This is a genomic window from Pseudomonas auratipiscis (genome assembly GCF_036324085.1).
GTDB lineage: Bacteria > Pseudomonadota > Gammaproteobacteria > Pseudomonadales > Pseudomonadaceae > Aquipseudomonas > Aquipseudomonas auratipiscis.
Map to the genome: position 1 here is coordinate 26,726 of NZ_JAZDCU010000005.1, position 12,820 is coordinate 39,545.

General features: G+C 58.9%; 8 protein-coding genes. All 8 read right to left on the reverse strand.

Features of this window, described 5'->3' with window-relative positions; genetic code table 11:
* Positions 1 to 40 precede the first annotated feature (40 nt).
* Positions 41 to 1,264 (reverse strand): ABC transporter permease, encoded by a 1,224-nt coding sequence (locus V0R60_RS08480; RefSeq protein WP_330079137.1) that lies wholly within the window; start codon positions 1,262 to 1,264, stop codon positions 41 to 43.
* Positions 1,248 to 1,946: an ABC transporter ATP-binding protein gene (locus V0R60_RS08485; protein WP_330079138.1), complete on the reverse strand. Its 699-nt coding sequence runs from the start codon at positions 1,944 to 1,946 to the stop codon at positions 1,248 to 1,250. Before V0R60_RS08485 ends, V0R60_RS08480 begins: the two co-directional genes overlap by 17 nt.
* Before the next feature lie 5 nt (positions 1,947 to 1,951).
* Positions 1,952 to 3,907, reverse strand: coding sequence for a vWA domain-containing protein (locus V0R60_RS08490; RefSeq protein WP_330079139.1), 1,956 nt, complete (start codon positions 3,905 to 3,907; stop codon positions 1,952 to 1,954).
* Positions 3,907 to 4,923, reverse strand: a complete 1,017-nt coding sequence (locus V0R60_RS08495) for a hypothetical protein (protein WP_330079140.1) — start codon at positions 4,921 to 4,923, stop codon at positions 3,907 to 3,909. Before V0R60_RS08495 ends, V0R60_RS08490 begins: the two co-directional genes overlap by 1 nt.
* A 4-nt stretch (positions 4,924 to 4,927) precedes the next feature.
* Positions 4,928 to 7,624 carry a virulence factor SrfC family protein gene (locus V0R60_RS08500; protein ID WP_330079141.1) on the reverse strand — a complete coding sequence of 899 codons (2,697 nt, stop codon included), beginning with the start codon at positions 7,622 to 7,624 and terminating at the stop codon, positions 4,928 to 4,930.
* Positions 7,621 to 10,698, reverse strand: coding sequence for a virulence factor SrfB (locus tag V0R60_RS08505; protein WP_330079142.1), 3,078 nt, complete (start codon positions 10,696 to 10,698; stop codon positions 7,621 to 7,623). The genes V0R60_RS08500 and V0R60_RS08505 overlap by 4 nt, the downstream gene beginning before the upstream one ends.
* Before the next feature lie 17 nt (positions 10,699 to 10,715).
* A complete protein-coding gene (locus V0R60_RS08510; protein ID WP_330079143.1) occupies positions 10,716 to 12,170 on the reverse strand; it encodes an SrfA family protein in 1,455 nt (484 codons plus the stop codon).
* Between the two features lie 270 nt (positions 12,171 to 12,440).
* The gene (locus V0R60_RS08515) at positions 12,441 to 12,758 is read right to left on the reverse strand and encodes a DUF3077 domain-containing protein (protein WP_136473961.1); all 318 of its coding nucleotides are present in this window, start codon (positions 12,756 to 12,758) and stop codon (positions 12,441 to 12,443) included.
* Positions 12,759 to 12,820 lie beyond the last annotated feature (62 nt).

Below are 12,820 nucleotides of genomic sequence, written 5' to 3' on the forward strand. Positions count from 1 at the left end.
GCCGAAACTCAGGGGCACAAACAGTAGACGGCAGCAGGCTTTAAAGCTCACGCAGACTCTCCGCAGGTTGAATGTTTATCGCCCGTAGGGCACCGATCAGGGCAACCAGGGCAGCGACAAGGAAGGCAAGGAACAGGGCCACCAGGCCATGCCAGACAGTGATGTGACAAACGAACGTGCCCGTGGCCTGGCTGCTGCCCAGCAGGTGGTCGAACAGCAGGCTGCCGACGAAGTAGCTGGCCAGCCCGCCGAGGTAGCCGACCACACTCAACAACAATGCTTGCAACACCACATAACCGGCCACCGCCGCAGTGCCGAAGCCGAGCAGGCGCAGCACGGCAAGATTGCGGCGCTTGCGATCGATGTTGGCCAGGAAGGCACCCACCAGCGAGGCGATGCAGCCGATCAGCGCAGCGCCGGCAATCACGCCGAAAATCAGCCCCAATACGTGGTTGATCGCTTTGACACTGTCGATTTCGGCCAGGCGGCTGCTGGTCTCGATACGTTGCTCGTTGAGCCAGCGCTCCAGCGGTTCGACGCTATCGATATCACGGGCGTAGAGGCGCGCACGGGCATAGCCGACCTTCACGCCATCCATGGGTTTGCCCGTGACGCCGCCCAGACCTGCGACCTGATAGCCATCCCGGTAATACTCAAGTTCAAGCAGAAGCTGCGGGCTGACGAACGCTGCCGGGCGCGCGAATCGTGCGGGTTCCAGTACCGCCTGCACTTGCAGGGTACGTTCACCGCGCTCGTTGATGCCGTCCATACGCCGGGCCACGCGCAGGCGCACAGTGTCGCCGGCCTTGGCCGCCAGACGCTCGGCAGCACGTGCACTGAGAATCACCTGATTGCCTTGCAATGCGCTCAACGGCGATTTGAGTAGAGGGTCGTTGGCCTGTGTAGGGATAACTTCAACGTTGTCGGCAAAACGGCCTCGCTCACCCAGCAAGTCAGCCTGGGTATTGAGCGAGCGAGTCTGACCGATGGCGAAAGCGACCTGGGGCTGTTGGCGCAGATTATCCAACCATTGATTGTCGTAATGACCGCTGCTGAGCATCTTGATTTCAAGGTTGCGCGGGTCGCTCAGCAACTCTTCCTGCAGTTGGCTGACAACGCCATGTTTGAGGCCGAACAACAGCAGCAGCGGGGCGATCACCGCCACCAGCGACGCAGCCATGCACAATGTAACCTTGCGGTCGTGCCACAGGTCCGCCAGGGATAGCTGGGCCAGCAGGGCAAGGCGCTTATACCAGGGGTTCAAAGCGTGTTTCTCCTTCCCCGTTGACAGCACCCAGACGCGGCAATCCGAAGTGTTCGATCAAGGCCCAGTCGTGCGAAACCACTAATGCGCTCAGGCCCAGCTTACTGACCAGACTGAGCAGCAGCTCGAACAAGCGGCGAGCATTGTTTGGATCAAGGGCAGCCGTCGGCTCATCGGCCAACAGCAGGCGCGGCTCGTGGGCAATCGCGCGGACGCAAGCGACACGCTGGCGCTCACCAATGGACAAAGCCTGGGGCAATTTGTCGAGCAGCGGGCCAAGACGCAGCGCATCGACGGCCATATCCACGGCATCGCTGCGACTGCTCAAGCCGAGCAGGCGTCGAGGCAGACGAATATTGTCGCGCACGTTGAGAAACGGCAGCAGGCCACCATTTTGCAAAACGAACCCTAACTGCCGCGAGCGCACTGCTGCCAGCGCTGGCTGTTGGTCGTCGGCGAGCAACCGCGCCACATCCAGGGCCTCAGGGCCCAATTGATAGCGCTCCAGCGATTGTGGGGCCAGCAGCAGGCCGATAGCTTCGAGCAGGGTGCTCTTGCCACAGCCGCTTTCACCGGTTATTGCGTAGATCTCGCCTTGCTGTAACTGCAACGTCTCAAGTCGCACTTTGTGCGACTGAGGTCCTTGTCCGCGTTCTACCAACAGTCCCTTGATATCTAGCATGGAACTCAGGGCATCATTTCAAGCGGAACAGGGTAGACGTTGTCGCGGCTGTCGCTGCCGGGCGCCAGCGCCACCCAACGATCCACATCAGCGTTGTAGCGCTGGTAGTGGCGAAGCTTGGTGCTCAGGTTGCGAATGAATTTTTCCTGGGCCAGACCATCCAGGCCTTTCCAGGTTTCTTCATCCAGATTGAGCACTTCACTCTGGTAAGGCAGGTCTTCCAGGTACTCACCCAACACGCCGAGGTCCGCGACACGGGTGGTCGAGCCTTGCTTGAGCTGGTTAGGATCGGCACCCATGGTGGCGGCCACCGAACGCAGGCGGGTGAACATTTCGCTCGGCGAGATCATGCCCTCGTTGGCTGCATCGACGATCTGCTTGAGTACATCGCTCAAATCACTGAGCTGGGCCTTGGTCAGCAGAACCCGCACATCGGTGGTCGGCAGGTTCTGTTTGATCAGGTCGCGGTCGCTGATCCAGGCCTGGAATACCGGTGGCGCCTGAGTGCCAGTGGTTTTGCCGAGGTAGGCCAGTTGCATGGCATGTCCGATCAGCGCGGCATCTTCGAGCATCTTCTTCTCGGCGGGATCAACCTTGGCATTGGTTGCGCTGCCAATTGCATCTTCACCCATGTAGGCCGACTTCACTTGTTGAGTGATAGCGGCGGCCAAGCCGTCGACCTTGCGGCCAAACGCTTCCACGTCGCCGGCGTTCACCGGGTAGTAGAGCGAAGTGCTGGTTCCAGGGTAATTGGACAACGCACGATACTGGGCTTCGGCACTGCTGTGGTTCTTCATGCCGCTGGGGGTTTTCAGGTGCAAGGTATAAAGGGCGACGCCAGGGTTGCTGGCTTCGATCTTGACCTGCTCGGCACCCAGGCCGGTCCCCGAAAGCTTGTCGGTGCCATCGATGGCACCAGCGTCGGTGATCAGCACCACGTAGCGGGCGCCGAACTGGCTCCAGTCCACCTTATCCACAGCGTGCATCACGCCCGCGTAGGCATCTTCATCGAAGGTGCTGCTGGAAACTTTGGCCTGCTTGAGGTCAGCGACCTTGGCCATGAAGTCAGCACCGTCGGTTACGGTGTTCGGGTCGGCGTACATCTTGCTGACGTACTCAAGCCCAGGCACGGCCTTGGTGCTGGAACGGTAGGCGACCAGACCGAACTTGACCTGCTTGCCGAGATTTTCCTTCTCGATCTGTGCATACACCCGCTTGATCGCCTCGCGGGTACGATCGATGTAGGGATCCATCGAAATCGTCGAGTCGATGACAAAAACCACGGCTGCGCTGAAGGCCTTCATCTGGGTCTTGGTGGCAGCAGCCGTGTTTGCGGCCGGTGTGCTGGCCGCGTCAGCCTTGCTCACCGAGGCGACGTTGAGAATGCGGGTACGGAAGCCTTCTTCTGTCATGACTTCTTCGCCGCTCAGCACCGGCAGCAGGTAGAAGTTCTTCTGCAGGTCGACGAAGTATTCCGGTTCCTGGGCCAGCACACCTGGCGCATCGACACCCTTCTTGAGCTGGGCACGCAACGGCGCGACTTGGCTGACCGGGTCTGGCGCGTCAAGAATGCCTTCGAGCTGGCTGCGTTCCTTGAAGAACATCAGACGGTCACGGTTGGCCGGGTTGGTGAACGCCAGGGTCAGTTGCATCTTCCATTCGACGGTGCAATCACCTGGCAACCAGCCAATGCTCTTGCCCTGGGTATCAGGGCCGACGCGAAGCCATTCCTGCGCACCAAGCGTGCTGCGTTCGTACACGTAGAAGCGGCTGAAGGCGGGCTGCGCGGTGCCAGCTGCATCACCAGCGGCGGTACCGATTTTGCAGGTGGGCGTGGTCAGCACGCGCTGGAACAGGGTCTTCTTGCCGGCTTGCAGCAACGGCTGATCAGCCGCCTGCAAAACCGGGCTCAGGCTCAAGGCCAGCAGAGCGGCGCTCAGGGTGCGCAAGTGCAAAGCCATTACTTGAGCTCCTCGTAACGCTGCTTGGCGTCGGCGTTGGTTGCATCGAAACCGAGAATGGTCTCGTACCAGTACGCCGCAGTGGCATTGTCTGGCGCCTTGAAGCATTCACTTGGCTGGTGAAACTTGGGGTCGTACTCGTGGGCGTAGGCGGTGGCGATCAGAATATCGCCGCTTTGCGCGCGGTTGGCGTACAGACGCTGAGCCACGTTGCAGTTGTTGTTGGCCTTGGCCACGTTGATCACTTCCAACAGCGCTGCGCTACCTGGGGCCTTCTGAATACAGCTTTGGACAAAGGCCAATTCCTGCAGGCTCTGCATGCTTTCCAAGGAGCACGCTGGTGCTGGCGCCGTTGTCGTCGTATCAGGTTCAGGCGCTGGCGGTAAGCTGGCCACTGGCTCGGGCTGCTGCTTGAACCACCACAGACCAGCAGCAACTGCCAGCAGCACGATCAACAACAGCAGTAGTCCCGGCATCCAGCGACTTTTCTTCGCTGACGCAGCGTTAGCCGACACAGGTTCAGAAATAGGATCTGCAGTGATGGGCGTTTCGATAAGAGGTTCCGGTGCAGCGACAGAGAGCTCCGGCTCCGGTTCGGGAATTGGAGCTGGAGCTGGTGCAGGTGGCGGTGTTAGCTCGGGCTTTTTCGCCCCAGTCGAAGCGATGGAAGCCAGCAAGTGCTTGTCCAAACGCACCATGGTTGCTTCAGTCTGACCCGCGTGATTCAGCGTGATGCGGAAGTTGGCATTGCCGCTGGCAGCCAGCAGCGGGTCGATCAGATCCGGGCCAACCTGAACCTGTAGGGCGTCCGTACCTTCAGCAGGTGTCAGCCCCGGCAGGGCGAACCAATGGGCAACGGTGGTCCACTGCTTGCCTGGCTGCAGAAATTCACGGGACTGGCTGCTTTGCACTGAATACTCCAGCCCTTCGCTGGCGCCTGTCCAACCGCTGAGCCGCAGCCACCCCATGCCCGGCGTGTTGTCGTCCAACGGCAGCACATCAACTTTGATACTCATGCAATCAACTCGCTTCGAATGTGTTCAACAGAACAGCCAGTTGGCGGCGCTGCTCAGTGGTAATTTCGGGGTCGGCGCCGCTTTTGGCGTTTTCCTGAGTGAGCCAAGCCAGGCCCGACAACCAATCCACTTGGTAGCGTTGTTCCTGGTGGGTCGGCTGCTCTGACAATTGCGGCAGGTCGCCCGCCGGTACCGAGCGATAGAAGCTGAACACTGGCGTCCGGTCGCCCAACAGGCTGTTGGGCCGCTCGGCTTCAGGCTTGGCAAGCAAGCCGAACCAGGAAAGGAAGTCACGCATCAACAACTGAACGGACAGCACCTGACGCTGCACCAGTTGGTCACGGTGAATGCCACCTTGCGCACGGCGCGATACCGCAAGATCCAGTTCCGCCATGAAGGCGTTGCTGCGCACAGCACTGATCAGCTCTTCGGTGAGGGCATCGACCAGTTCTTTGCTCATGCGCAGGCTGTTGAGCAGCAGAATGCGTGTGCCGACATCACGCATATGCTTGATCCAGGCCTTCAGCGCGGCGCGGGCGAAGCGTTGCTCAGGTGTCAGGCGCTGGGCCAGGGGTTTCTTCGCGGCTGCGGCAGGCTCAGCCTGAGAGTTGGCAAACATGTTGCCGAAGTTCAACGCAGGTGCCTTGTTGGCGGGCGCCCTGTGTGCCGGCTCTGGTTCAGACTCCGCTTCGGCGTCCAAACCATCAATGTCGTACACGCCACCCAGGTACAGCTCGCGCAGTTGCTCGACAGGCAATTGCAGCGCATGGATCAAATCCCCGATGACATCCGGGTCGGCGCCCAGGTTATCGAGCAGGTATTGGGTTTTCTGGCGTTTCTTGTTCAGCAGTTGCTCGAAGTCCTCTTCGCGCCAGACGTGCATGCCGTGTTCCAGAAGGTCGGTTCGGCACTGATGTAGTTGTTCCTCGATGCGGCTCAATTTGAAGTCAATGTTGGCCACATTCTTGAAGTTGTCACTGAATCGAGTAATGCCGCCGTTGTTCAGGCCCAGCATCGCCGCGAAGGCTTCCTGCGGATCTTTCACATGACGTTGAACGGTAGGGTGGCCGACGAAGGTCTCGGTCAAATCCTGCACGTGCTGTTCACTGTGGAAAGCACATTCATCGCCGTTGGCATCCCTGTCAATGAAGGTGCAGGCGAATCGGGGCTTGCGCACCAGGAAGGTGTTGTTGAACGGCGCACCCGACCAGTCTTTCATCCATTCCAGGTTGCCGAAGCGCTCGATCAGCGTCATGGTCATCATGTTCTGCCAAAGCTCAGGCAGCGCTTGTTTCTTCTTGTCGTGGGTTGTGCCGATGAATACATCGAGCATGGTCAGCGCCCAGATAAGTCCCGGTGCTCGGTGGCTTCGTTCTTTGGGTGTCGCACCTTGAGTGGTTTGAATCCAGCGTGTCAGCACCGGGCCGATGGTGACCACATCCGCCTGTACTTTGGTACTGGTGCACATGACCAGGGCGTTCATCTGCTGGGTGTCGCTGTAGCGCTCGAACAGATAGGCGACCTTGCCACGCAAGAGCAGGTTCGAAACAGGATTGGTTTCCTGGATGCCGGACCCTTGGGCTTCTTCGATTTTCATCAATTGAAAACGGGTGCGGTAACCAGGGAAGTCGAGCAGGTCCGCGTCTTTGAGCAAGTCGGCCTGGGGCTGGTTGGTCAGGCGGAAGGTCATCTCCACCGTTAACGCGGCCAATTGGCCGATGGTTATCCCAACAGGTGCCTGAGGCTTGCCGTCACGCATCGGCAGGATGGTAATCGGATTGTCGCGGCTGGTGCCCAAACGCCCCAGCGTGTCGACGTTCATGATGTTCTGAACCTGAAGGTAGGTTCCGTCCACTTTTTCGACCAGTGCGCTCACTGGGGCGAACACCGTCTGCGGGTGACCCAGTTTGTGCAGCGCGCCAACCAACTGCTCGTAGACTTCAGTCAGCAGCGATTGCTCGCCCCAGAGGATCGAAAACAACTTGGCGCGCTGACGGTAATTCAGACGCGGCGCCAGCTTCAAAACGCGCGGCCAGTAAGTCTCGCCCAGTTTGCGTACCGCCTTCTCATAGTTGCCATTGAGATAGTCCCAAAGCGCAACCACATCGTCAGCGCTTACACCTGGCTGAAGGTTTTCTGTTTCACGCCCCTCGAATCCCGAAAGGGCTGACTGAATACGTTGCTCGTCGAACTCGTAATCGAATTTGTCCTGGTTGAAATCTTCAAACCAGGTGTTGGCGAGCATTTTCGCTACTTCGATTTCGCTGAACAGCTTCAATTCCACGGGATAGTTGGCATCAGGGCTAGGCTGCGCCGAGGAACTGAATCGGGTCACTACACCGGTAGCTTCCTTACCCGAACCTGGAGGGTTGACGTGCTCAAGGAAGTTGAAAGGCTCCCCTGCGAAGTCTGTCGTCAGATTGCCCTCAGTGTCGGCAGCCAGAGAGGAAATCAGGTACGACTTGCCAGCCTGGGACATGCCGAAAAAGCCGATTACCATCGGCGTTTCAGCGGCCTGTTGCAGGTTCTTGGCCAGGTTGCGTGCGCGGTGCAGGCGCAGGCTCAGGCCGTCGGCCTCGGCCTCGACACTGGCGGCGTTGCCACGGACCTGTTCGATCCACGTCAGTGCTTCGCCTGCACCCTTGTGGACGGCGCCCCAAGCGCCGGTCAGTTGTTGCTGCTTTGGCGTTAGTTTGCTCATTTTCCTTTGACGTTCCCGCTGTCGAGCCAATAGTCACTGTCACTCAGGTTGCCGGTAGGCATGGTGTTGAGTGAGAGCTCAAGATCCCGTTCGAAATCGAAGTCGGCATCCTGAATGTTCGATTTCAGATCAGAAATAATCAGCTTGTCGCTGATCAGTCCTTGCTCGAGCAGCAGGTCCGAAGGCTCGTCTACCGCCAGGCGAATGCGCAGCACCGGCGCTTCACCATCCTTGCCAACAGCCTGGGAGAAATTTCGACTGCCACGAGTGGTGAATCGCAGGGTATAGAGCGGCGAAGCTGACCAGCGCTCGGCGGCCAGTTGCCGGTAGCCCAGGTGCATATCGCCACGCATTTCCAGCCATGGCGTACCACGCTCTTCGCCCTCGCCGACAACCGGCAACTCGATGCGGCCGCGGTCAGAGGTAAGGTTGTGATAGAGCACATCGCCATGCTTGATGGTGCCGGCGTTATCGATCTGGCCGAAATGCTTGACGGTCGAGTACGGCTTGAGCGCAGCGGTGCGGAAATAGAAGTTCGGCACACTGTGCTTGGCACACAGCAGGCAAATCATGGCGCCAACCGATGCCGTGCTTTTCGGGTCGTCGATCAGGCCGTTCTTATGGAACGGATACCAGCCACCGGTGCGGTAGTTCTGCAATGGCAGAATGCGTCCCGGAGGCAGGGGCAGGCGTTGGCGAATGAATGCCTGGATACCTGGCAGGCGTGACGGACGCCCGGTCAACAGCAAGACGTCGCACGGATAGTGAGAAATCACCTCGCACAATTCGCTCAACACCTTGGTGATGTTGATCTGCCCGCCAATAAAGGCCAGATGCACCTCTTCAAGGTTCAGCGCGAGCGGCGTACTCAGCAGCTCCAGCGTGCCATCCCGGCCGACTTCACGGCGAACCGCAGCATTGACGAATTCCAGCACACTGTCGTTGACCTTCGCCTCGCCGAGCAGTTGTTGCCAACTTTGTTCGACCACGGGCAAGGGTGTTTCAGGATCATATTGTTCATAGGCCTTGAGCAATGCCAGGCCCAGCGGTACGAACACCTGAAGGTTGAGTTGCTGGCGCAGAACTCGTTCCTGGGCACTGGCTTCGCCGTTACCGCACAGGCGCGACATCAGCGCATCCGGGGCGGGTACACCGGCTTGCTGCAAGGCGCGCTTGAACGAAGGCAGAATGAATTCGCGGATCACATCCAGAAGGATGTCGTCGCCAGCGATCTTGAAACCATCACGAAAGCGTTGATCAGGCACGATGTGCACGTTGGCGCCATTACCGCCATTGGCACCACGATCCAGACGGTAGTCAGTAATCACCACGTCTGTGGTGCCGCCACCGATATCGATGGTCGCCAGGGTTACTTGTTCGCTTTCGGTTTTGTCCGGACGGGCCAGCGTGGCGAAAAACTCTTCCGGGTGACCGGCAAAGTTCTCGCTGATCTCGTTGTACAAGTAGACCAACTGGCCGCAACTGGCCTCGTCCCATTCCACACGGATGCTCGGCAACGGCGTGCGCGGTACGACGCTTTTGTCCTTGAATGGGTTGCTGTCACCTTCATGCCAGCCGAGGCTTTTCCACACCAGGCCGACGGCTTCGAACATCCGATTGCTGAGGATGCTGCGCTCTGCCTGGGGCATGCCTGGCGGTACAGTCAAGGTGATGCTGTTGAGTAAGCGCGGTACCCGGGCATGGCCCTGGCGTGAACGCTGTGCCGGGCTGTTGATTTGCGACAGCGCCTGGGTCACGACTTCGGCAAGCATGAAGGTCATCAGGTTGCTGCGCGAATAATGCGGGGTGAATACCTGCATATCGTTTTTTGGCGGCAGGTACAGGGCCTGGCCGAGGTCGTTGATCAGGTTCGAGAAAGGTGCGGCGATCGCTTCTGGTTCGTCGCTGGCTTTCAAGTAGGCGGTATTGAAACGCCAGCCATGACCGTAGGACTTCTCGTCCCACAAATAGCGTTTCGGGCTGGACAGCCCGGTGGACCCTTCGGTACCGCGACGGCGACTGGCCAGGCGCGCTGCCTCACCACCAACGCGAGCAAAAGTCGGCCACTGGAATGCATCGTGGCGGCCGCTCTTGCTCGACAGTTGGTCATTGCCGAAAGAGGCACGAGTGAATTCGACCCGGCTTTCGAACGCCTGGTTATAAATATGGTGTGGCTCGGTCAGATCGCGCAGTTCCAGCACATAGTTGTTGCGCATACCTGCACCGGCCTGGCCGTGGTCCTCAATCAGGATGCCGCAGGTCCGCGAGTTGCCGACGTCCAGCACCAAGTCAACCTTGATCGGCAGTACGATACCCTGGGCATCGTTGGCGACTACTTTGACTTCCGGGATCTCGACCTTGGGCTTCTCGGTGCTTTGTTCGGCCGGGGTAGGGCGACGTAGCAGGCTCAGCAGGTTGAGGTAGTGGGCGATGTGACGGTTGCCTTGCAGCTCTCGGTCCAGGCGCTCACGCGTCCATTCGGCGCGAGCGTCGGTGTACAGTTCGGTCAACCATTCACGGATCCAGCTATTGGTCAGAAACCAGCCATACTCGCGTGCGCTGCAAGCCACCTTGAAGGCCACACCGGAGCGTACGTCTTCTTCGCTTGGCGCCAGGTAGGCGGCGCCTTCGACGTTCTTCATGATGCGGCAGTCGAAGGCCAGGGTCAGGCGGTGGGTATTACCGTCGAGGTCAGGCTCAGGCAACTTGACCAGCCGCATCCGCGACCAGTTGTTCGGCCCTTCGTCATAACGGTATGGCGGCATGAAGCGCAAGAAGGGAACCGGTAGCCAGATGCCGTCGAACAGCTTAAGGCTCTCTTCCATGCTCAAGCGGAAATGGTTTTCTTCGGTGGAGTCGAACTCCACCTGAACCACTTTGTCGGGCTCGGGCTCGTAGAAGTCCTTGTATTCCTTGGACCACAACAGGCGGGTCGGAACCATGCCATTGTTGAGCTGAACGAACTTGCCAGCCTGTTCATCGGGCCCCAGGTACAAGGCGAAGTCCATGAACTGAATTCCGGTATCGCTGACCAGCGTGACCGTTTCTTCGAACTGAGTGATTTCAGGCAACATCGTATGCGCTTCTCGTGTTATTGGCCGGCTTGTTCCATCAGCATGTCGAACTCGCTCGCACCGTAGTTACCGGTGCAGCCGGCGATGCTGTTGGCGCCTGGTTTGCAATTCACTTGGGGGAGGTCGTAGCTGCTGCCGTCAGCACAAGCTGCTTGCGCTTCACTGGTAATCGACAAGTTGCCGCCATTCATTGCCGCTACTACCGGAGCATTGCAGCGCACGCCGTCGGGGCGTTTTACCGTGGCCTGGCCCTTGCCGTTCTGGAAGTCGTACTTGAGGCTCAGCGGCTTGCCGGTGCCCACTTCCTGAATGCCGGCACCGTTGTAGTTGCCGTTAAGGAAATCTGCAGCGCCGTTGCCTGCATTGGGCGGAATGGTCAACTGTGCCGACTGAGGTTGCGGCTCGTCTGGTAGCTCAGGTGGTGTTTGAGGTTGTTGGTCTTCAGCAATTTGTGGCGGCGTGGGCGCTTTGTCCTCCGGGAGTTGAGGCGCGTCGGTTTTCGAAGCGTCGGCCTGCGGGTCACCCGTTTCCGGGTTATTGGACTCAGGCGCTTGAAGTACGCCGGGCTCAGGAGCAGATTCGATGCGTCCAGCGTCACCTTGGCCTTGAATCAGACCCGTATCGGTATTGGTACCTATTACCGCGCCCGGCACTTGTTGGCCATTGACTGAAGGCTCGATTGTTTTTCCGCTGGGAATGTTTACCTCGTGTTTAGGCAGCTCGGCCAGCGGCAACCCGCCAAAGCCCAAGCCTGGCCAGCAACCACGTAGGCCGAAAAGCAAGGCCAGCAACAGCAACAGCGCCAACAGCCAGAGCAAATACCGCCACCAGGGGCGTTTGGCGACTTCGTTGATAACCGGAGCGACTTCGGGCTGTAGGGGTGGCACTACGGGTGGCACCACGGGCGGTACTGGCGGCGGCGAAACAGGCTCGACGACTTTGGCTGTTTTTGGATAGAGGCAGTGCAGGGGCTCTCGGCTGCGTTCGGCGCCAGCGTGAATAAAACCCCAGAAAGTCAGAACAGGCTTGCCATCGACCAGGTAAACGAAATTTTCGTCAGGGAAGGGCACTACACAGGTCAGCAGCTTGCCGAACACCGTCCGGTCACCTTGAGCGCCAGGTTTGGTCCCCGGTTTAGGCTGACCATTGGCGTCCAGACCCAGCAGGTCGTTGCTCAGGTCGATAATTTTGCTTTGCAGCAGTTCCAGCTGTGCACGAGCCGGTGCGCGTTCTTCTTCGGTCGCGCTGCTCCAGGGAATAACATCGCCAAGGCGATCGCTGTACCAATCGATCTTGCTGCCAAGCTCGTCGGTTTGAGGGATTGCAAGGTGCTCGATCAGCTCGGGATGGTCGGGGTTTTTACGCCGAATCGCTTCACGAAGTTGTAGCGCAGCCCGGTAGACCGGTTGACCCGTTTCTCCCAGTGCAGTGAATTGTTCACTTTTACCGCTGCGTAGCAGTACTCCGCGCATCCTTGTCCTACCCTTTCGCTCTTCCAATAAGCATCGGGCGCCCCCTGTGAGAGAGGCGCCCGAAATGTTGAGCAACACTAACGACATGCGCAGAAGTCGTCAATTCAAATGGATGGCAAATTGCTATGTGTTCCGTATGGCAGGCCTTGCACCGTGATCCGGGGTAAACAAGCAATCAAACCTGGCTGTCTGGTGGGGGTAGAAGCAGCGCGCATTCAGGTTATACGTCTGCTGCGCAGCCGACCGCGGAGCAGGGCCCGCGCCTGCCGGTCATGGATTGTTAAGGTTACTGCAGGCCCGCTCTTCTATGCCATCAAGCAAGGCTTCAACCAGCCCTTTGGCCATCTCCACTGAATGCAGGGTCGACCAGAGGAAGTTCTTGTTGGCCGGATCGATGTCGTCGAAGGCTTTGTAGCCGGTGTCGTAAGCGCAGCTCAGGTACAGCGAAGCATGCACCAGCGCATCATGGGCAGCGATGCCGGAGCAGACGGCGAACAGGGGAGAGTGTCCCGCCTGGCAACTGCCAAAGATGGTGTTGGCGGTGGCGACGGAATGACCCAAAGGTGGGTCGGGGACGATTTTTTTCATGTCAGTACTCGCTAGTTGGAGCTGACACCATCACCCGTTACCACACGAATGGGTGGCAGCTG